The organism is Vibrio sp. Vb1018 (assembly GCF_033338775.1).
GTDB lineage: Bacteria > Pseudomonadota > Gammaproteobacteria > Enterobacterales > Vibrionaceae > Vibrio > Vibrio alginolyticus.
The window spans coordinates 99782-121455 of record NZ_JAWOTI010000013.1; the positions used below are offsets into that span (position 1 = coordinate 99782).

General features: G+C 43.3%; 20 protein-coding genes. 5 read left to right on the plus strand and 15 right to left on the minus strand.

What is annotated here, in order from left to right:
- Nucleotides 1-122 precede the first annotated feature (122 nt).
- The gene (gene purT, locus R7Z10_RS14860) at nt 123-1298 is read left to right on the plus strand and encodes a formate-dependent phosphoribosylglycinamide formyltransferase (RefSeq protein ID WP_085569562.1); all 1176 of its coding nucleotides are present in this window, start codon (nt 123-125) and stop codon (nt 1296-1298) included.
- A gap of 72 nt (nt 1299-1370) precedes the next feature.
- Here the strand turns inward: purT and R7Z10_RS14865 are convergent, their stop codons facing one another.
- Nucleotides 1371-2021 carry a thiopurine S-methyltransferase gene (locus tag R7Z10_RS14865; RefSeq protein ID WP_085569631.1) on the minus strand — a complete coding sequence of 217 codons (651 nt, stop codon included), beginning with the start codon at nt 2019-2021 and terminating at the stop codon, nt 1371-1373.
- A 315-nt stretch (nt 2022-2336) separates the two neighbouring features.
- Here R7Z10_RS14865 and R7Z10_RS14870 point away from each other — a divergent pair, with 315 nt between their 5' ends.
- Complete coding sequence (locus R7Z10_RS14870; protein WP_054728703.1) at nt 2337-3116, plus strand: hypothetical protein; 780 nt, start codon at nt 2337-2339, stop codon at nt 3114-3116.
- Between the two features lie 121 nt (nt 3117-3237).
- On the opposite strand, the gene ihfA is transcribed toward R7Z10_RS14870, so the two are convergent.
- Nucleotides 3238-3534, minus strand: a complete 297-nt coding sequence (gene ihfA, locus R7Z10_RS14875; protein ID WP_005377899.1) for an integration host factor subunit alpha — start codon at nt 3532-3534, stop codon at nt 3238-3240.
- 534 nt (nt 3535-4068) lie between these two features.
- Between ihfA and R7Z10_RS14880 the strand changes: the two genes are divergently transcribed.
- Entirely contained in the window at nt 4069-4950 is an 882-nt protein-coding gene (locus R7Z10_RS14880) for an AEC family transporter (RefSeq protein ID WP_005377901.1), read from the plus strand.
- A 213-nt stretch (nt 4951-5163) separates the two neighbouring features.
- Here the strand turns inward: R7Z10_RS14880 and pheT are convergent, their stop codons facing one another.
- The 6 genes from pheT to R7Z10_RS14910 form a co-directional block, all read right to left on the minus strand.
- Complete coding sequence (gene pheT, locus R7Z10_RS14885; RefSeq protein WP_149191888.1) at nt 5164-7569, minus strand: phenylalanine--tRNA ligase subunit beta; 2406 nt, start codon at nt 7567-7569, stop codon at nt 5164-5166.
- A gap of 18 nt (nt 7570-7587) precedes the next feature.
- Nucleotides 7588-8571, minus strand: coding sequence for a phenylalanine--tRNA ligase subunit alpha (gene pheS / locus R7Z10_RS14890; protein ID WP_005385470.1), 984 nt, complete (start codon nt 8569-8571; stop codon nt 7588-7590).
- 191 nt (nt 8572-8762) lie between these two features.
- Entirely contained in the window at nt 8763-9884 is a 1122-nt protein-coding gene (locus R7Z10_RS14895; RefSeq protein ID WP_318105202.1) for a hypothetical protein, read from the minus strand.
- A gap of 64 nt (nt 9885-9948) precedes the next feature.
- Nucleotides 9949-10740, minus strand: a complete 792-nt coding sequence (locus R7Z10_RS14900) for an outer membrane lipoprotein-sorting protein (RefSeq protein WP_025766823.1) — start codon at nt 10738-10740, stop codon at nt 9949-9951.
- Between the two features lie 18 nt (nt 10741-10758).
- Entirely contained in the window at nt 10759-13137 is a 2379-nt protein-coding gene (locus R7Z10_RS14905) for an MMPL family transporter (RefSeq protein ID WP_318105191.1), read from the minus strand.
- 249 nt (nt 13138-13386) lie between these two features.
- Nucleotides 13387-14175: a TetR/AcrR family transcriptional regulator gene (locus tag R7Z10_RS14910; protein ID WP_005377913.1), complete on the minus strand. Its 789-nt coding sequence runs from the start codon at nt 14173-14175 to the stop codon at nt 13387-13389.
- A gap of 270 nt (nt 14176-14445) precedes the next feature.
- Here R7Z10_RS14910 and R7Z10_RS14915 point away from each other — a divergent pair, with 270 nt between their 5' ends.
- Nucleotides 14446-14631, plus strand: a complete 186-nt coding sequence (locus R7Z10_RS14915) for a hypothetical protein (RefSeq protein ID WP_031780965.1) — start codon at nt 14446-14448, stop codon at nt 14629-14631.
- Here the strand turns inward: R7Z10_RS14915 and R7Z10_RS14920 are convergent.
- From R7Z10_RS14920 to thrS, 6 genes are all read right to left on the minus strand, one after another.
- A complete protein-coding gene (locus R7Z10_RS14920; protein ID WP_005385480.1) occupies nt 14624-15433 on the minus strand; it encodes a helix-turn-helix domain-containing protein in 810 nt (269 codons plus the stop codon). The two genes, R7Z10_RS14915 and R7Z10_RS14920, sit on opposite strands and share 8 nt — an antisense overlap.
- A 366-nt stretch (nt 15434-15799) precedes the next feature.
- Nucleotides 15800-16117, minus strand: coding sequence for a heavy metal-binding domain-containing protein (locus R7Z10_RS14925; protein WP_005377919.1), 318 nt, complete (start codon nt 16115-16117; stop codon nt 15800-15802).
- A 189-nt stretch (nt 16118-16306) separates the two neighbouring features.
- Entirely contained in the window at nt 16307-16660 is a 354-nt protein-coding gene (gene rplT, locus R7Z10_RS14930) for a 50S ribosomal protein L20 (protein ID WP_004727974.1), read from the minus strand.
- A 40-nt stretch (nt 16661-16700) separates the two neighbouring features.
- Entirely contained in the window at nt 16701-16895 is a 195-nt protein-coding gene (gene rpmI / locus R7Z10_RS14935; RefSeq protein ID WP_005377932.1) for a 50S ribosomal protein L35, read from the minus strand.
- A 121-nt stretch (nt 16896-17016) separates the two neighbouring features.
- Nucleotides 17017-17568, minus strand: a complete 552-nt coding sequence (gene infC, locus R7Z10_RS14940; RefSeq protein WP_080276913.1) for a translation initiation factor IF-3 — start codon at nt 17566-17568, stop codon at nt 17017-17019.
- 3 nt (nt 17569-17571) lie between these two features.
- A complete protein-coding gene (thrS, locus tag R7Z10_RS14945) occupies nt 17572-19500 on the minus strand; it encodes a threonine--tRNA ligase (RefSeq protein WP_005395892.1) in 1929 nt (642 codons plus the stop codon).
- 403 nt (nt 19501-19903) lie between these two features.
- Between thrS and R7Z10_RS14950 the strand changes: the two genes are divergently transcribed.
- On the plus strand, nt 19904-20881 hold the full coding sequence (locus tag R7Z10_RS14950; protein WP_053303168.1) for a DUF3187 family protein: 978 nt from the start codon (nt 19904-19906) through the stop codon (nt 20879-20881).
- A gap of 6 nt (nt 20882-20887) precedes the next feature.
- Here R7Z10_RS14950 and R7Z10_RS14955 read toward each other — a convergent pair whose 3' ends face one another.
- Nucleotides 20888-21631: a sporulation protein gene (locus tag R7Z10_RS14955; RefSeq protein ID WP_042521960.1), complete on the minus strand. Its 744-nt coding sequence runs from the start codon at nt 21629-21631 to the stop codon at nt 20888-20890.
- Nucleotides 21632-21674: the final 43 nt, after the last annotated feature.

Sequence of the window (21674 nt, forward strand, 5' to 3'; positions counted from 1 at the left end):
TCTACAACATGTAGAGCTTTTTTATTACCTAAAAACCAAAAGCAAACGTTTGCTTTGTCATAAAACTTCAGTATGATCTCCTGCAATTTCTGTCTCATCACTCTATTTTGTAAGGGAACACTATGTTTGGCACTGCAACTAGCGCAAATGCTACCCGTGTATTACTTTTAGGCTCTGGCGAACTCGGTAAAGAAGTCGCCATTGAATGCCAGAGACTTGGTTTAGAAGTGATTGCTTGTGATCGCTATGCCAATGCTCCAGCGATGCAAGTCGCTCACCGTAGTTATGTTATCGACATGTTAGATGGGAACGCCTTAGAAGAAGTTATTACGAAGGAACAACCTACTTACGTCGTACCAGAAATTGAAGCCATCGCAACCGGCAAACTGGTAGAGCTTGAAGAGAAAGGACTGAATGTTGTTCCAACCGCTAAGGCAACCAGGCTAACAATGAATCGTGAAGGTATCCGACGTTTGGCAGCAGAAGAACTGGAATTGACGACTTCACCTTATCGTTTTGCAGATAACTTTGAAGACTTCAAAGCCGCGGTTGAGCATGTGGGTATTCCGTGCGTGGTGAAGCCTGTGATGAGCTCTTCAGGTAAAGGGCAAAGTGTTATCAAGACCGAAGACGACGTTACAAAAGCATGGGATTACGCTCAGGAAGGCGGACGTACGGGTGCAGGTCGCGTTATCGTGGAAGGTTTTATCGACTTCGATTACGAAATCACTTTATTGACCATCAGAGCCGTTGACGGTGTGCATTTCTGTGCTCCAATTGGTCATCGTCAGGAAGATGGCGACTACCGCGAATCATGGCAACCGCAAGCTATGTCAGAAAACGCAGTAAAAGCAGCTGAATACACGGCTGAGAAAGTGGTAAACGCGCTCGGTGGCTACGGCATCTTTGGTGTAGAGCTGTTTGTCAAAGGCGATAAAGTCATTTTCAATGAGGTCTCTCCTCGCCCTCACGATACGGGTATGGTTACAATGATTTCGCAGGAAATGTCTGAGTTTGCTCTCCACGTGCGCGCGTTTACCGGAATGCCAATTAATAATATTGTGCAACATGGCCCATCTGCGTCTGCTGTTATTCTTGGACAAGGGACTTCCACAAACATTCGCTTTGAAAACCTAAGCAAAGCTTTAGCTCAACCTCAAACACAAGTTCGTCTATTCGGTAAGCCAGAAATCGATGGTCGCCGCCGTTTAGGTGTTGTCCTTACGCGACGAAAAACCACCGAAGAAGCTGTTCAAGATGCTGTTGAAAGTGCTTCAAAAGTGAATATCATTTATTAAATACGAACCACTCATACAAAAATAGCGCAGCTCAAATTGCTGCGCTATTTCGTGTTCCAAACCGAAGAGAGCCTATTCACTCTCGATTAAGTACACTTCTTCAGAGAAGCGACTTAAGCCTTTTTTCGCAATTTTAGGATGATTCTCGTCAGCTTCATCTACGTTCAAACAAGTAACTTTGTAACCTGAAAATAACTGCTCAATCTCTTCGACCGGCACGCTAAATGGAGGCCCCGCCATCTCTTCTTGAGGATAGTTGAGTGTAACAAGCAAAATACGACCGCCTGGGTTCAAAAGTTGCTTGAGACGCTCTACATACTCCTCTCGCATATCTTGCGGTAAAGCAACCAACGCGGCGCGATCATAAATGATATCGGCTTGAGATACTGGTGCAGTGAAAAAGTCCCCAGTATAAATAGAGAGCTCATCAAATTGATAAAGCTCGTGCATGCCATTAAGAGGCGTTACCGTTGGCGTGTAAAAATGTTCAGCAAAAAAGGCACGCACAGCAATATGGCTTAGCTCAACGCCTTCAACCGAATCATGCTTCATCGCTAGCCAAATCAAGTCTTCTGACTTTCCACATAAAGGAACTAACACTTTATCTTCACGCTTTGGATTAGTGTGTTTCCAATATACTGGTAATAGCTGGTTTACATCTTCCAAGTGAAATCCGATTTGATTGCTGGCCCATTTGTTATGCCAAAATTCTTGGTCTCTCATTTTACTTTCTACTTGTCGGCTGTTTTCATTTTGAGAGGTAAGACTAACGTTTTTTTTCAATTTGTCTATGCCGTTCATCTTTGGTTAATACTGCGGTGATAGGATGTAATCGGTCTCATAGGAGACGCGCCTTTATCTGATAATCAGAATAAAGAAAAGAGAAATGGTGATCTAACGCATGATTCTACTTCAAGATAAAACTGAAACCTTGGAATCTTTCGTAATGGCCCCATTTATAAGTTAGTACCTGATTTGCCGAACTTAGCGACCTTTATGTTCCCTATTTTCTAAGTACAAGCAAGTTAAGGAGAGTGAATGAGCTTATTTCTTCGTACTACAGCATTGATGCTTTTGGTACTTAGCCGTGCACCGGCATTTGCCGCACTTCCAATTACCCCTGCGCCTAATGGCGAACAAAATCGTTCAACCAGCCAAAACGAAGTTTGTGCGAAACTTTTTAAACACAGCCTTAGCGGTTTATATGGCATTCAGTCAATCGACACCACACCAACTCAGCCATATTCTGACTTCGACATTCTTTACAGCAAAGCTCACCAAGCGCAATTTGAACTTGAAACTATCTGTAAAAGTACCGCACTTCTTAATGACGCTCAGCCATACTTCGCAGGCGTGAAATCCAAACAACGAGCAGAAGAAAAGATAGCTTTAGAGTTAGATGGGAAAGTTGAACGTATTACTGACCTAGCACGTGCAACGATTGTAGCTGAAGACGTCGCGAGTTTAGTCTCCATTTATGAAACGTTAGAGCGTGAAACAACGATTGTGAAAGTAAAAAATCGATTCAAAAAACCTGGCCCTTCAGGATATAGAGACTTGAACTTGCTCGTTCGTTTACCAAAAACAAACCTAGTAGCCGAAGTTCAACTGCACTTGAAAGCAATCGCAGATGTAAAAAGCGGTCCCGAACACGACCTATACGAAAAAATCCAGAAACTAGAACGTCAAGCGATGTTGGAAAAACGTGAGCTAAGCGAAATAGAGCTTGCCTCTATTCGCAACATGCGTACACAGTCTAAGAACTTGTACCAACAAGCATGGCAACCATACTTAACAACGCATCTAGAAGCGGCGTAACCGATATCATTAAGCGTCTCTCATAAACAGAAAAACCACCGCATTGCGGTGGTTTTCATTTGTATGCACACGAATTTTACGCAAAAAAAGACCACGCCTTAGCGTGATCCATTTATTCGGCTTACTGTACTTTCTTCAGGTTTTCTACACGAGCTTTTAACTTCTGACCCGGGCGAAAAGTCACTACACGTCGAGCAGTAATTGGAATATCTTCACCAGTTTTCGGGTTACGACCAGGTCGTTCATTCTTGTCACGAAGATCAAAGTTACCAAAACCTGACAGTTTTACCTGTTCGCCACTTTCCAGTGCCTTACGAATCTCTTCAAAGAACACTTCCACCGTTTCCTTGGCGTCCCGCTTACTAAATCCTAATTTATCAAACAGGTTTTCTGCCAGTTCGGCTTTTGTGAGCGCCATAAAACTTTCCTCAAAGCTATGTTAAACAATGCTACGTTAGTGTAGCGCCAGAGCAGTTTTACCCTACCAATTCAACAACATATCGGGGTTACATCAGGAAGTGTATGACAAGCTTATGATTTTCGCCAACTTTTTTCTTGGCGAACAAAAGGAATAGCACTACGTAAATTATTGTTAAACGCCAGAAATTTGATATTTTTGTTTTTGTTTCATCTTCATCAGGAAAAACATCCAGATTATAAAACTAAAAATAGTTTAAATGTCAACATTAAACACTATTTAATAAAAATATCAGATATTGGTTATTTAACAGACACTTGACATAGAACTTGTCGTAAATTCAGTGATTTGTATGTAACTCGATACGTAACAATTAGATTAAAAGGTATGACCACCTGTACTTTGCAACTGTGCTTAGAAAGCTTGATTAAACCCACGCTTCTCGCTGTTTAACGATGACGCCATATACAAAGATTGATAATGTGGAAGTTCGTGTATTTCCTCATTGGCTTCTTACACTGCTTCTAGGCGACCATGATTAATCAAATCATAAATATTCTTTTCCCTGTTTTTGCTCTTGTCGGAGTTGGCTATTTGGTCGGTCGTTACATCAAGCCTGACTTTCGCCCAATAAACCGCATTAATATTGAGGTTTTTACGCCAGCACTGGTATTTTCGTCACTCGTTAGCATGCCGCTCGATTCAAATCAGGGGCCACTTCTTTTGGCGGCAATTGTTGCGGTTTTAATTCCCGCACTACTCATGATCCCGGTATGTCGATGGACGTCACTCTCGTTTAAAACCTGGGCGCCACCACATATGTTTCGCAATAGCGGAAATCTAGCTATTCCTTTGTTTACCTATACGTTTGGAGAAATTGCGCTGTCGTCAGCAGTGCTTTTATTTGTCGTGTCAGCATGCTTGCATATCAGCTTAGGCGTAATGCTGCTTAGTCATGGCAACCCTTTTAAGCAAATAGTCAAGATGCCAATCTTTTTAGCAGCGTCGTTGGCTCTGTTTCTCAACGTGTCAAATGTGGGTGCATGGGCGCCTTTATACGAAGCCACGGCTCTACTTGGGCAAGCGGCCGTACCCGTGATGCTTTTATCTCTGGGGGCACAAATGTGTCATTTAAGGTTGGACGGTTTAAAGATTGGTGTGTTGTGTACCGTGCAGTCACTGGCAACTGGTGCTGTCGCTTTTGCACTTATTTATTGGTTAATTCCCCTTCCAACGATGCAATTGCAAATGATGGTGCTCTTCACAATGCTGCCGCCAGCCGTCATGAATTACCTATTTGCGGAAAGGCTGAATATAGAACCCATGAAAGTGGCGTCAATGGTACTATTTGGCAACTTTTTCAGCATTCTTACGCTGCCTCTTCTGCTTAGCTATACCCTCTCACTCGCTGCCTAACCGCCAATAAGCTATCGTTAGCGTGTATTAGCTGAAAAACAATACGTTCCTAATCTCGGGTAAGGGCCATCCCTAGTTTGGTCTAGTATTTTAAAGTAATGAGGGGTGGTGCGAGCAGTAAGGAACTTGAACAACGATAAGGTAATCCTAAAAATAAAAAACCCTGCCGAGCTGGCAGGGTTTTCATTTCTTAAGAAGATGCGTTACGCGAGATTAGTCACGTAGAGACGCACCAAACTTCTCAGAAACGTGAGCAACGATAGCGTCAACCGCACCCGCGATATCTGCATCTTCAAGCGTACGCTCAAGTGACTGTAGAGTCAGAGCGATTGCTAGGCTCTTCTTACCATCTTCAACGCCTTTACCTACGTAAACGTCGAACAGTTTCGCATCTTTAAGGAACTCGCCACCTTGCTCTAGACAAGCGTTAACGATGTCACCAGATGCAACAGCTTCATCCACTACTACCGCGATATCACGACGGTTTGAAGGGAATTTAGAAAGTGCTACCGCTTCTGGGATCACTTTGCTGTTAATTGCAGACCATTCGATTTCGAATACGATAGTACGACCATTTAGACCGAACTTACGCTCAAGCTCAGGGTGAACGGTACCGATCACGCCCACTTCTTTGCCATCTACGATGATTGCCGCAGATTGACCTGGGTGAAGTGCTGGGTTAGCTTTTTTGCTTTCAGGTGACAGTGCAGCGAAAGAGTACGCTTTTTCGTTCGCAGATAGCTCTAGAATCGCTTCTAGATCGCCCTTAAGGTCGAAGAAATCAACCGTGTTAGTTTCGATATCCCAATGTTCTTCACCGCGAGTACCAGCAATAACACCTGCAAGCATAGGCTCTTGGCGCATGCCGTTTTCTGCAGTTTCACATGGGATGAAACGTAGGCCGTATTCGAATAGACGAACGCGTGGCTGTTGACGCTTCTGGTTGTGAACAACCGTGTTCAGCAGACCTTGGATAAGACCAAGACGCATTGCTGACATGTCTGCAGAAATTGGGTTTGGAAGCACTAGAGGCTCAACACCAGGTACAACTAGCTTTTGTTGCTCAGGCTCAACGAAGCTGTATGTAATTGCTTCGTGGTAACCACGATCAACAAGAAGATCACGAACGCGTTTCAGTGGAAGATCCGCTTCAACGTGGTTGTGCATCTTAAGTGCTGCTGCTGGGTGTTGGTTAGGAATGTTGTCATAACCGTAGATACGGCCAACTTCTTCAATCAGGTCTTGCTCGATAGCGATATCGAAACGCCATGTTGGCGCTACTGCCATCCAACCTTCTTCTGAAGCTTCAACCGTCAAACCTAGACGCTCTAGGATTTCTACTACGTCGCTATCTGCAATGTGGTGACCTAGCAGGTTGTCTAGCTTAGTACGACGTAGAGCAACTTTGTTTGGCTTAGGTAAGTCTGCTTCAGACTCTACTGCAACAACAGGTGCTACTTCACCGCCACAAATTTCAACAAGAAGCTGTGTTGCACGCTCCATTGCGCTCACTTGTAGTGCGTAATCCACACCACGCTCAAAACGCATTGAAGAGTCAGTGTGCAGACCGTAGCTGCGTGCGCGACCACGGATGTGGTCAGGTGCAAAGAATGCACACTCTAGTAGAACGTCTTTAGTCTCAGTTGTTACACCAGACTCTTCACCACCAAAGATACCTGCGATTGCAAGTGCTTTGTTATGGTCAGCAACTACTAGTGTATCTGCGTTTAGTTCTGCTTCGTTGCCGTCAAGAAGCGTTAGCTTCTCACCTTGCTCAGCCATACGAACTACGATGCCACCTTCGATCTTCGCTAGATCGAATGCGTGCATTGGTTGGCCTTGCTCTAGAAGAACGTAGTTAGTGATGTCTACTACAGGGTCGATAGAGCGAATACCACAACGACGCAGTTTCTCTTGCATCCATAGTGGTGTTTCAGCTTGAACGTTTACGTTCTTAATAACACGACCTAGGTAACGAGGACACGCAGCAGGAGCTTTCACTTCGATAGACACTTTATCGTCGATTGAAGGGGCAACTGCTTCTACTGATGGCTCAGTCACGTCAGCACGGTTTAGTACGCCAACTTCACGAGCTAGACCACGAATGCTGAAACAGTCAGCGCGGTTTGCTGTTAGGTCTACGTCTACTGTTACGTCGTCTAGACCTAGGAATTCACGGAAATCAGTACCGATTACTGCGTCTTCTGCTAGTTCCATGATGCCGTCTGACTCAACGTCGATACCTAGTTCAGTGAACGAACAAAGCATGCCGTGAGATGGCTGGCCACGTAGTTTCGCTTTTTTGATTTTAAAATCACCTGGAAGAACAGCACCAACTGTTGCTACTGCTACTTTCAAACCTTGGCGACAGTTAGGTGCGCCACAAACAATGTCTAGAAGCTCTTCTTCACCCACGTCAACTTTAGTTACGCGCAGTTTGTCTGCATCTGGATGTTGACCACATTCAACAACGTGACCGACTTTAACGCCAGTAAAAGAACCAGCAACAGGAAGAACGTCGTCTACCTCTAGACCGGCCATTGTAATTTGGTGAGTTAGCTCGTCAGTAGTAACCGCAGGGTTTACCCACTCACGAAGCCATGATTCGCTGAATTTCATGTTGATGAACCCTCTGGATTACTTGAACTGTTTTAGGAAACGAAGATCGTTCTCGAAGAACGCACGTAGGTCGTTCACGCCGTAACGAAGCATTGTTAGACGCTCAACACCCATACCGAATGCGAAACCAGAGTATTTTTCAGGATCGATACCTACGCTACGTAGCACGTTCGGGTGAACCATACCGCAGCCTAGCACTTCTAACCATTTACCGTTTTTGCCTTTCACGTCTACTTCAGCTGAAGGCTCAGTGAATGGGAAGTAAGATGGACGGAAACGTACTTCTACTTCTTCTTCGAAGAAGTTACATAGGAAATCGTGCAGGATGCCTTTCAGCTGAGCAAAGTTTACGTTCTCATCAACCAGCATGCCTTCCACTTGGTGGAACATTGGCGTGTGCGTTTGGTCGTAGTCGTTACGGTATACACGGCCTGGTGCGATGAAACGGAATGGTGGTTTACCATTTTCCATCGTACGGATCTGTACGCCTGACGTATGAGTACGAAGCATCAAGTCTGGGTTGAAGAAGAAAGTATCGTGGTCAGTACGCGCTGGGTGATCAGCTGCGATGTTTAGCGCATCGAAGTTGTGGAATGCATCTTCGATCTCTGGGCCAGCCTCGGTGTTAAAACCAAGTTCGCCAAAGAACTTCTCAATACGCTCTACAGTACGAGTTACTGGGTGTAAACCACCGTTTTCAATACGACGACCTGGTAGTGTTACGTCGATTGTTTCTGCTGCTAGTTTCGCTTCAAGCTCAGCACGTTGTAGTGCATCTTTACGAGCTGCGATAGCTTGCTGAACTACGCCTTTCGCTTTGTTGATCTCTTGACCAGCTTCACGGCGTTCTTCTGGTGGTAGTTTGCCTAGGCTTTGAAGTTGAGCAGTTAGCTCACCTTTTTTACCCAGATACTGAACACGCACTTCATCAAGTGCGACTAGCGATTCGGCAGCTTCAATTGCAGTGCTCGCGCTAGCAATGATCTCTTCTAGATGTTGCATCGTTTCCTCATCTACCTGTAGGTAGTGTCCATAAGGGAGTGATTGGTTTTTTGATAGCTGTACATAGTAGCCAAACCGGGCACCAATGCCAAATTGAATTACGAAAAGAAGAGGTTATTGAATAAAAAGAGCACAAAAACGTCAAAAATGTCATCTTTAGTTAATCTGCCGTTTAGTTGTGCCCTTTTGTTTTAGAAATAGTATTGAATAGATAGCTCGATAAAATCGTCATCTCTAGCGAAGTAGAGCAAATCATTTGGTGTTTCATTTTTAAACAACCAAGCATCAATTTGCCACTTAACGTGATTCGATATTCGGCTCGATGCTTCTAACTTAGCATTGTAAACATCATCGTTATCTAAATCCTTCGTAATTCCCGTCAATACTTCCGTTCCGTCCTCATCATTGAGCGCCCAACGAATACCTGCAAACACATCATTTTGACCGATAGTTTGTGCGTTGTTCCCACGACTGTCATAGAGGTACTCACCAATAACCCCCACATCCCAAACCGTGTCAAATGCACCGACGAAGGTATACTCAAAGCCCGTCACAAGACCGACATGATTATCAGCACTATCTCGATAAATACTTTCCAGTTTCCATAACCAATCGCCAACGATTCCTTGCACATCCAGACCGACATGACTCATCAGAGCGTAGTAAGGCTTTAATTCTCCGTACTCAAAACGAAAGTAAGGATCCCGGTTTGTTCCATATAAATAGCTCAGGCCTACGTCCCAATCGCCAAGCATTTTCGAATATCGAAAAGCCACATCTACGTGCTTCTCTTCTCTGCTTGACTCATAGATAGCATCATCAGAGACAACGGGGTCGGTTCTAAAGCGGCCATCTGTACCCGCAAACGTTCGTTCCCTAAAGTAAGGTAACAACATTGCGTGGACGGTGCCCCAGTCTTTGAAAGAGGTAAAATGTAACATCGGCTGACCGAGTTTATCTTCACCATCGACGGCTTCAATGGCATCTTTTTGGTTTACTACATCAACTAAATGGGCTGATTCAGTCACTCCCCAAAAGACCTTACTAATCCCAACTCGAAGCTCATAATCATCCCAATAAGTCAGATAAAGTGCCTCTCGTATGTCACCATGACTTCGCTCATCGTCTAGACCATCCAGACGATAGAAAGGTGTGAAAGTAAAGTTTGCATCACCATTTTGCATCTCCCAGTAAAATTCTGGCTGCAAAACCAATGACGTTTGCGCTTTGCTCTGACCCTGAGAGCCCGTTTCAAAAAACTGACGATGCTCAATATTGACTTGTCCTGCGAGCTCGACGGCAGTCAGAGGCATCGAGTAAAAAAAAGCTGCTGCACTAAGCAACAACCCAGCATTTAATCGCTTCATTTTTCCTCCACTACCTCACTCGCTTCAACACATTCTTATGAAAGTCATTGTCTTGTAATCCAGTGTTAAAACGCATTTCGCTAGTCGTTAGCTCAGTACTTTTTCCTGTTTGATGGTTTGTCATCGCCATAGTGTGCGCTCGCCAATATTGGTTGAGATATTGCTTGTAATCGGAAAAAGAAAGCGTTTTTAACAAAGAGCCTTTGCGGTCGTAAAACTCAACTTTAAGTGGACGATAATGCGCTTTATCTAACCATACCGTTTGCTTGGTATAACCTGAGTTCTTATCGGTCGGAATTTGCTCTACGACGAAAACATCTTGCCCGTTTATGCTGTCATCTTTTAGGTAGTTGAAACGGTATTTTTCAATCTCAAAGGAACTGAGATCCTCATACGCGAATTCACTGCCCATAAAAGGACCTGATTTGTTACGCGAGGAAATACGTTTCACACGTTTCAGTGCAGGAAGGTAAAGCCATTGGTCATCGGCACCCACCGTATGAGAATGGTTAAGAAACGCCGTGCCTTTTACATCTCTCGGTTCATCAAATATCGTGAGCCCTTTGTCACCATCGCCATCAACTTCGAGTGATTGTAAGCGCATTAAACGTGTGCTGCTTTCTCCTTGCGCGTTTCGCAGAATCATTTGCATCGTAGCAACAGAATCCCCCCACCCTTCATCACGGGCTTTGCGCTCTTGGGCAATTTCTAGTCCTTTGGCTTCATCCGCCAACACCGCATGACTCATAATAAGCGAGACAGAAAGTACTGATACTTTTAAGGCATTTTTTACTAAATTCATGTTCAATCCTTTAATTCGTTATGACTGAGTAACAGTCTTGGTTTGAGAGTCAGTTGATTTAAGCTTATTTCGGCGCTCCACCTCGTCGTAAACGCCTTTGTCAAACAACATCAGTAGAGTCGGTAGAAAGATGAAATCCACAACAAGAGCAATGAAGATAACAATGGCACTCAACTGTCCCATATCGGCATTTAAGCGGAAGCTCGACATCGCCAGAACAGAGAAACCAGCAACAAGCACGACCGTCGTAATCCAAAGTGCGCGCCCCACGGTACGAAAGGCGTAGCGAACCGCTTGCTCCGCACTGTGGCCATCTTTACGAGCGTGTTGATATTTAGAAAGAAAGTGAACGGCGTCATCAACAACAACACCAAGCGTTAATGTCACAACGACAGACAATCCCAAGTTAATCTCGCCAGAAACCAGCGCCCAAATACCAAAACCAATAAGCGCAGGAGCAATATTCGGGACAAGACTAATTAAGCCAAGCTTGAACGAACGCAAGGCAAAGATCAGTAATGCAGAGATTAAGACAAGAGTAATGGGCAAGGTTGACAGCATGCTAGCCATATTCGTTTCACCAATATGCGCAAACATCAGTGAAGGACTAGACGCAACAACATCATATTGAGGCGCGTTTTCGTTAAACCATTGGTAAATACGATTTTCCAAATCAACAAGCTCGACGCTGCCCAAGTTCTCCACGGTGAGAACCATCTTGTTCGACGACTTATCTACATTGATTTGGTTGTTCAAATCTAAACCATACGGTAGTGACATTTCATAAAGCAGCAGATATTGAGCCGCTAATTCTCTGTCTTGAGGGAGCGAGTAATAAGCCTGATCATCTCCATGCATGTTCTTGTTTAGGCGCTTATAAACATCGCTCAAGGTCGCAACATGGTCCGTTTCTGGCTGCAACCTTAGCCAGTCAGTAAATTTACCCACGGAATTGAGAAAATTAGGATCGGCAATGCCCTGCGATTCGTTAGTTTTTATCGCGATACTGATGTTCGCCATGCCACTGATTCGCTCTTCCATAAAATCAGCCGCTCGGCGAAATTCATTGCTATGGCCAAAGTACTCGACGGATTCATCATTGACTTTGTTCAGCGGAATCAAGCTCGCACTCGCGACAATAACAAGCACCGACAACGGCAATAACGCATGTCGCTTTGACACCACGAAATCTCCTAAATGATCCATAAAGTGCTTTCTTTCATCAGAAGTATCCGACTTCACCGTAACCGGAAGGATATTAAGCAAGGCGGGAAGTAACGTGATGGAAAGGAAACAAGCAACCATGACGCCAAGGGCTGATAGGTTGCCGAAATCTCTCAGGATTGGAGAATCCGACATATTCATCATTAAAAAGCCGATCGCGGTGGTAATGGAGGTAATCAAGATAGGCATGAAATTGAGCCCAATACTTCGCTCAATAGAGTGGGCTTTACTAAAGCCGTTTTGCATAGACTGACGCATTGTCGCGATGATGTGTACACAGTCTGCGACGGCAAGCGTCATCACCAAGGTAGGCACATTAACGGTCGCCGTGCTTAAGAACATACCAGCCCATCCTGACAAGCCCATTGTAACCATAACCGAGCCGATAATAACGATGAGTGTCGCGATGACGCTAAGCAATGAGCGCAACATGATGGTCAGAAACACCAATATCACTAGTAACATAGTTGGCACTAATGTTGCGCTATCATCTTGGGCTGCGGTCATAAACGCGTAGTTCATTGCAATAATACCAGCCTTGTGGAATTCCGTGTCTGGGTGCACTTGCTGATAACGCTCAATCATTCCGTTTATGTAAGCAACCACCTCTTGTACTTCAGCAGTTTTATCTATTTCAGGGAGTTGGACCGTAATGTTTACGACCGTGACATCTCCTTTTTCAGAAATCAGTGAACTTTTCAAAACCGGCTCACTCAACGCAATACTTTTGACTTTCTCTATTCGTTGAGGTGTCAATTCATATTCGCTATACAGTAAATCTTCGACAAGAAGATCATCTTCAAACGCTTCGGTATGCTGGTAGTTGGCGAGGGAATCAACGCGGGTCGAGTATGGAACTTGCCACGCCTCGTCAGTGATCTGCTGAATAAGAGATAATGTGCTAGGAGTAAAAACAGTGCCGCTCTTTGGCGCTATAACCAAAGCAAGACTGTCAGATTTTGCAAAGGTGGTTTGAATTTCATCAAACGCAAGTAACTGCTCATTTGTTCCATCAAAGAAGATGTCGTAATCTCCTCTAAAGTAAAGATTTTTTCCTCCAATAGTTGCTATGACAATCAATAAAACGGTAGCAAGCATCACCAATACACTGTAATTCGTTGGTAGCTTACCCCACCCTGAACGGGCGTATTGTTGAACGTTGTGATGTGGCATCACACTCTCCTTTTGTGACGTTTCGTCAAATTTAAAAACTAAAAAAACAGCAAATGCTGTAAATAACCAGACAAACTCGACATGCAAACTTTAGATCGAATGAATTTGGCTACATAAGTTAGTTTTTAGTAACTTCCTATGCTTCTCGTGATCATTGGCTGAACGCCAACCTTCGAGATTTAATGACGATTCGTCACAATAGTGCGATAAAAAAGCCAACCATAACGTCAGATTGGCCTTTCCAGTTTATTAGCGATTCACTGACTCTAAATAAGCAAGCTCTTCACTAAATAACTCCTGCTCCACTCGACGCCAGGTTTTACGGTAGTCCCATTCTGTAGATAAAGGCGACCAACCTAAACCATCAAGTAACATATTCGCGTTGTGCAGTACTGAGAATGGGTCTTGAATTCGCTGAATACATCGACTGTTCGATGCATTTTGCGCCAAAGCGTTTGAACCGAATGCAATAGACCAGTTGGCGAATACAATAGCATCAGAACCAATTGCGGGAGAAAACTTAAGATCACCACATTCTACCGCATTGTTCACCAGCGCATCAGCACCATCTATTACTTGTTCTTCCAAGTTATTCAGTTCATTCACACGTTTAGGCGAAGCCTTCTCTAAAACCCAAGGCGTCTTTGCAACAATCGCACAAGTTGATAGTACTGGCTCCATACGAGCGTAAATACGATAACCTACATGCATCGCAATGATTTTTTCTCTGGTATTGCCATTAAATTTGGCGGTACGTTCGAAAAATATTGCTTCGCTTTTCAGCGAATGAATACAAAGCGCAAGAATCACATCTTCTTTGCTGCAAAAATGATTGTAGATCGTCCCTTTAGAATAAGGGCTTGACGCTGTAAGCTTGTCCATCGTTAAGTTGGCAAAGCCTTGCTCTTGAACTAAAGACTTAGCCAATTGAATAAGCTCTATCTCACGATCAGCAATCGCCTGTTGCTTTTTTGTTAGCCCTGAAGACACACGACATCCGTCTTGCTTGCTATATTTTTTACAGCGAAAGTTAAACATAATCCTTTGATCCGTATACCAACACACTCCCAATAATTGTAACACGATTCTTTAATACAGGAACGCAACTAAAGTTGACGAACCGTCATAAATGACACTTCGTCATAATAGATCAAAAAACAAACATTTCAAGTATGAATTTATAATTAGAAGATAAATAGCTACCAATTATGCATACCCAAGTAGCTACAGGATGCTTGGTTCAACGAGAATGGTTTCTTTGTAGAGGAAGCGAGAGAGGCTTTGGGAGGAACAACGAAGGAAATCAGCATGTTAAAAATAACGAAAGTAGATGCTGAACAGGTATTATTCGAAATAAGCCCAACACACTTTAAGTCTGAATTAAGAGCAAACACCGCTGAATGCCCTACTTACAAAGTATTTGCTGTCTTAGGCTTTTTCTTTTGCAACGCCCTTTCAGAAACTCTCTTCAAAAAAGGCTCAAAATCTATATAGATAGGCTTGGCTTATCACCTGCAGCTGCGATGGCATAACGAATATCATCAATAAATCGCCCCTCTGTCTCAATAATTCCGTCAGAGAATGTGACTGGCTGATGTGGCCCAGCAAGTAGAACAATATTAGTAAAATCAGAGACATTAAAGTTCTCTGCTACAACATTTTTGGAATGAAAATCAATGACGGTCTTTGCAACTTGATCTTCCAGTAACAAAAGCTGTTCTTCAGTAATTTTCATACGCGCCAAAGCAACGCGAACACACTTATCGTGGGTAGTCGTCTGCTCTTTTATGATTTCGGTATATTTGTCGTTGAGCTTGGAGTTCTCTGCATAGCTATAATATAAAGGCCCGTGCAGCGTTATATTTTTATCTTCATCAACGTAAACGAGATCCAACAACTCTAATGCTTTTAAGTAATCAGACATGCTCTGCTCAGACAAGTCATACTTTTTCTTTAAAATAGAATAACCGTCTTTACCTCGAAGCATTCTCAATTCACGATAAAAGTCGTAAAGGTGAGGGAATTGAAAGAATACCTCATCCTGCGTACGACTAAAGTAATCCTCGTCTTCACCTTGCAATTGATTTGCGAGCTTTTGTAGTTCATCTAACGTGCAATCAACCGCTCTACAATATTCCAGCAACTTATCTAAAGCGAGATTCGTGCTTGTAAGATGTCTCTTAAAGGTAGATAGTGGCATACCCATTTTCTCAGATAGCTCTCGATATGTTAGCCCTTTTGTTTTAATCGCTTGGCGTAATGCGGCTAGCAAGTATTCGGGAGTCAGATCTCTCATCTACAATTCCTTTTGGCAATGTTACAGCTGTATAGTATTTGTAACAATTTAGAACCGCTTGGCAAGGTATAAGTTCATATTTTTATAAGAAAAACATGAATTGATATACTGAAAGGAGAATTCACACAACAAATGAAAAATTCAATATGAATTCAATTTCATTATAAGTATAAAATAATATGCAAAATAAAAGTAAAGCAATCACTCTAAATTATCGTGATTAATTTTAATAGTAACGTAAAGTTGAGAATATAAATCTATTCGCTCTGCAAAAATCTAGAATAATTAACCTAAAAGGAACAGAACGGTAAATGCATAATAATTCACCGCTCTCTATTAGCATTTTTGCAATGCTATTCAAGTAGACTAGTCCGCTAGTTTCACTGCAGTACCAAATGCCAAAATTTCCGAAGAACCATCTACGATTGAGCTTGTGGTAAATCGAATCCCTACAATTGCATCGGCACCTTTAGATTCAGCGTCCGCCACCATGCGCTGTATAGCAATATCACGCGCGTCGGTCATCATTTCCGTGTAACCACGAATTTCGCCGCCAACAATGCTCTTGATACCCGCCATGAGGTCACGGCCAATATGCTTTGATTGAACAACATTACCAGTTACAACCCCTCTGATTTCAGAGATCTGCTTGCCAGGAATGCTTTCGGTCGTTGTGTAGATCATTTTTAATCCCTTATAAACGTAAAAATTTATACCCAAGCTACCTTATAACTAACATAAGATGCTAACCAATAAATTGAGAAGACTGATAAACAATACTCTAAATAGCCAAGCTAAAAGTCATTTGGGTATAAATTTTAGCAATAAAAAAGGAGAGCTAATGCTCTCCTTCTCTTAATCCTAAACTGCTAATTAAAGAGCAGCTTTCGCTTTTTCAACTAGAACTGCAAATGCAGCTTTGTCGAATACTGCGATGTCCGCAAGGATCTTACGGTCGATCTCGATAGATGCTTTCTTAAGACCATTGATGAAACGGCTGTAAGATAGACCATTTTGACGAGATGCCGCATTGATACGTGCAATCCATAGTTGACGGAATTGACGTTTCTTAGCGCGACGGTCACGGTAAGCGTATTGACCAGCTTTAGTAACTGCTTGGAAAGCTACGCGGTAAACACGTGAACGCGCACCGTAGTAACCTTTAGCTTGTTTTAGAACTTTCTTATGACGTGCACGAGCTTGTACACCACGTTTTACGCGAGGCATTATGCTTCTCCTAAACTAAACGATTGATAACTAAAAAGAATTAAGCGTATGGCAACATACGGATTACTGCAGCCACTTCACATTTTGGAAGGATTGCATTCGGACGTAGTTGACGCTTGTTCTTAGTAGTACGCTTAGTCAGGATGTGACGTTTTGTAGCGTGCTTGTACTTAATACCACCAGCAGTTTTCTTAAAACGCTTAGCAGCACCTTTGTTGGTTTTCATCTTAGGCATGATGAATAACTCCGCATTGAGTAGGTTTAATAAACAACGTAATTAGGGCGAACAAAACCTAGCCGTTATGCCTTTATCGAAAGGAAAGCGGCTAGGTTTTAATTACTTGATGAGCCGTTAATTACTTCTTTTTAGGGGCTAGCACCATGATCATCTGGCGACCTTCAATCTTCTTAGGGAAAGATTCAACTACAGCAATTTCTGCAGTATCTTCCTTAAGACGATTTAGAACGTCAACACCGATGTCTTGGTGTGCCATCTCTCGGCCACGGAAGCGAATTGTTACTTTCACTTTGTTGCCTTCTTCAAGGAAACGCGTCAGGTTGCGTAGTTTTACCTGATAGTCTCCAATATCAGTTCCAGGACGGAATTTTACTTCCTTGATCTGGACCTGCTTTTGCTTCTTCTTCTGCTCTTTAGCAGTTTTGCTCTTCTCGAAGAGGAACTTACCATAGTCCATCACACGACAAACAGGTGGCTCGGCGTTAGGACTGATCTCAACGAGATCCATACCAGCTTCTTCAGCAGCTGCAATGGCTTCTTGAATCGATACAACACCAACTGATTCACCATCAGCGCCTGTTAGTCGAACTTCACGAATACCACGAATTTCACCGTTGATACGGTGCGGGTTTTGTTTTACCGGCTGTTGGCCACGTCTTCCGCCTTTAATAGCTTATTCCTCCAGATTGAGCTTACGGCTAGAGATCTCGTCTTGGATGTATGCAATAAAATCATCCACTTTAAATTTACCAAGATCTTTACCTTTACGAGTACGCACTGCAATTTCGCCAGCTTCCATTTCTTGGTCACCAACAACAAGCATATACGGTACACGCTTCAAAGTATGTTCGCGGATTTTAAAGCCAATCTTCTCATTTCTCAAGTCCGCTTTAGCTCTAATTCCACTTTTTTGTAGTTTTTGTACTATTTCTTGAACATAACCTGACTGTTTATCAGTAATGTTCATAAGAACTGCTTGTTCTGGCGCCAACCAAGTTGGGAAGAAACCAGCATATTCTTCGATAAGGATACCGATGAAGCGCTCTAGTGAACCTAGAATCGCACGGTGAATCATTACCGGTACAAGACGTTCATTGTTTTCACCTACATAAGTTGCACCTAAGCGACCTGGTAGGTTGAAGTCTAGCTGGACAGTACCACACTGCCACGCACGGTCTAGACAATCGTATAGTGTGAATTCAATCTTAGGACCGTAGAACGCACCCTCGCCTTCTTGAATTTCGTATGGAATATCCATCGATTCAAGAGACTGCTTCAATGCTTCTTCAGATTGATCCCAGATTTCATCTGAACCTACACGTTTCTCTGGACGAGTAGACAGTTTCACTACGATGTTGTCGAAACCAAATGTTTGGTACGTATCGTACACCATCTTGATACAGTTTGTTACTTCTTCTTGAATTTGGCTCTCAGTACAGAAAATGTGAGCGTCATCCTGAGTAAAGCCACGTACACGCATAATACCGTGTAGTGCACCAGATGGTTCGTTACGGTGACATGAGCCAAACTCAGCCATACGTAGCGGTAAGTCGCGGTACGATTTTAGACCTTGGTTGAAGATCTGTACGTGACCTGGACAGTTCATTGGCTTAATCGCGTATTCACGGTTCTCAGAAGAAGTTGTGAACATTGCATCAGCGTATTTGTCCCAGTGCCCAGAGCGTTCCCAAAGAACACGGTCCATCATAAGTGGACCTTTCACTTCTTGGTAACCGTACTCATCTAGCTTAGCGCGGATGAATACTTCTAGATCACGGAAGATAGACCAACCATTGTGATGCCAGAACACCATACCCGGTGCTTCTTGCTGCATGTGGAATAGGTCGAGTTGCTTACCAATCTTACGGTGATCACGCTTCGCCGCTTCTTCTAGGCGAGTTAGGTGCGCTTTCAGTGCTTTCTTGTCGTGGAAAGCCGTACCGTAGATACGTTGAAGCATTTTGTTGTCGCTGTTACCACGCCAGTAAGCACCTGCAACATTCAGCAAAGTGAAGTGTTGACAGAAGCTCATGTTAGGAACGTGAGGACCACGACACATGTCGATGTATTCTTCATGGTGGTAAAGGCCTGGACGATCATCACGAGATACGTTTTCGTCTAGGATTTCCACTTTGTATGGTTCGCCACGTGATTCAAACGTATCACGCGCTTCCTGCCAGCTTACTTTTTTCTTAACCACTTCGTACTTGGTTTTCGCTAGCTCTTTCATACGCTTTTCAATCTTTTCAAGATCTTCTTGCGTTAGAGATTCGTCTAAGTCGATATCGTAGTAGAAGCCATTGTCGATGGTTGGACCGATCGCCATTTTAGCTTGAGGGTAAAGCTGCTTAAGAGCGTGACCAAGAAGGTGAGCACAAGAGTGACGAACGATTTCTAGACCGTCTACTTCATCTTTAACTGTGATGATTTCAAGGCTTGCGTCTTCTTCAATTAGATCACACGCATCAACGCGGTTACCGTTTACACGACCAGCGATAGTTGCTTTTGCAAGACCAGGACCGATCGATTGCGCAACTTCCATAGTAGAAACTGGGTTGTCAAATTGACGCTGACTGCCGTCAGGAAGAGTAATAATAGGCATGCTATGTCCTTTACAGTGGTGTTGCACACCAAGCAACACATGTTATTCAAATTAGAAGCTATTTGTTGAAAATAGTTGAGAGTCAATAAAGGCCTCTCGGTAACACGAATACCGGACCGTTATCGAAAATGGGATTGTACCTAGCTCACATTTAGAATGCAAAGCGCGATTTTGTTTTGTCATAAGAACTTAACCGCAGACCCGTCACGACAATCTGATCATGCTTTTTTAAGAGACCGCATAGCTGATGAATGGAATTGCCCCTCAATGAACTTACACAACAAATTACAATATCCCCTATTACGTGTGAACCGATACAAAGCCTAACACGCTGGGCGAGAGCTCAACGTGCGATTTAGGTATATAGTTGTTTTATAGAGTAGTTTGTATGTAGGTATTCATCATGGTCTATTTCAAATCGCGCTTTATGGTGCTTCTAAGCACCTCGATATGTTCTTTGCAAGCCTTCGCATCAAATGACTTATATGGCCCGCTGCGTTCTTACGCACAATCCCCAATGCAAGTGGTTAGTCACACCAACATACTGCGTTCAGGACATAGTCTGCCCTATGGTTTTGTCGAAGCCTATGGTTCAGGAACCGTGGCAAGTGTTTGGGCTCATACTGATGAATACGCACTGGATTATTACCACAATCAAATCGAATTAGGCAGCAAATGGCAAGTCAGCAACCGTTGGCAGTTGGAGCTCAACTATCGATGGGTCTTTGCCGCTGACAACCATTTAGATGGACTGACGAAAAGCTTCCATAAACTTTTCGGTATCGGACAAAATGGGCGGGATAAAGTAGACAGAGATCGTTTTTACATTTCAATGCCGCAATATGATGTGCTTGAAGATGATTTCGAAGGACAAACACTGGCCAATAACCTATCTACTTACTTACAGTATCAAGTGTTCCAAAATGAACATCACGGCCTATCGATTGGCGGCAGTTTGTATTTTAACGATGTGGCTCACGGCACTTTTCAAGGTAGCAGTTTCGAGCAAGGCTTCCAATTAAACTACAGCTACTTAAGTGATGCTCATGCATTTTATTCGATGATTGGCATGACTTTTCGCTCGGATGACCGTGCCTTGCTCGATCTGCCCTATCGACATAATACGATTGCCATTGCGGGTGGGTACCGTTATGCCTTAGAAGATAACCATCACCTGATGTTGGAATATCATTGGTATCAAGGGTCAACAGAAGGACCCACAGAGTTTGCTGATGCCTCTAATGAACTGGTATTGGGCTATCGATATCTAATGGAAAATTCAGCGCTTGAGTTTTTAGCCGTAGAGAACGCAAGAAACATGGATAACAGTACCGATATCGCTTTCACAATAGGATATCGGTACATATTTTCATCAAGGTGATGAGAGCTATAGATTTAGCGTTGGTGCAACTGCGGCTGCGACTTGAGCATCGGTTGCATTGATCGGCAACGTAAACGAGCGATATTGGTCACCAGCCAAGCTGAGCGAACGGTCAATCTCTGCCAAACAATGCATGACCTGCCCTTCCAGAATAAAAGAGAGCTCAATTTCTTTTGATGAGATAAAGCCGCTGTTACGGAACTCTAGCTCTTGATAAATACCAGAGCGAGAGGCAAACGAGCCACCGCGCAAAAAGCCTTTTTCAACATCGGCTTTAACCATAGTGAAGCCAGCTTGCTCGATCGCTTGAATAACCCGAGATGCTACTGGTAGTGGTTTCACTTCAATATAGTCACGGTCACGCGGATCAATTGCAAAATCAATATCTAACGTCGTCTCGACCCAAACATGACATTGATTCTTAAGTGCGCTAACCGCAGTAATTGGTGTTTCGTCATGCAGTTTTAGCTCAAACGGAACCTGCTTTTCTTCATTAGGTTGAATCACAAAAGGGTCAACTGCTTTCAATTGATCGATAGTGAAGGTTTGATAACTTACGCTATCATCCACTTCGACTTTCATTTCCGTGTTCAATTTAATCGTAATAGCATCAATTTGTTGTTCGACGTCTCCGCCTTTGACATGAACATGCCCTTTCAGCGTCGCTCCTTGAAACACGCTCATTTCGTCCAAAATGGTATCTACTTTTGCAGAGCCGATCCCCAGTGATGCTTTCAATTTTTTAAACATACTTTTCCTTTTTTAACGACTTTTCTTCTAATAATCGTTTGTT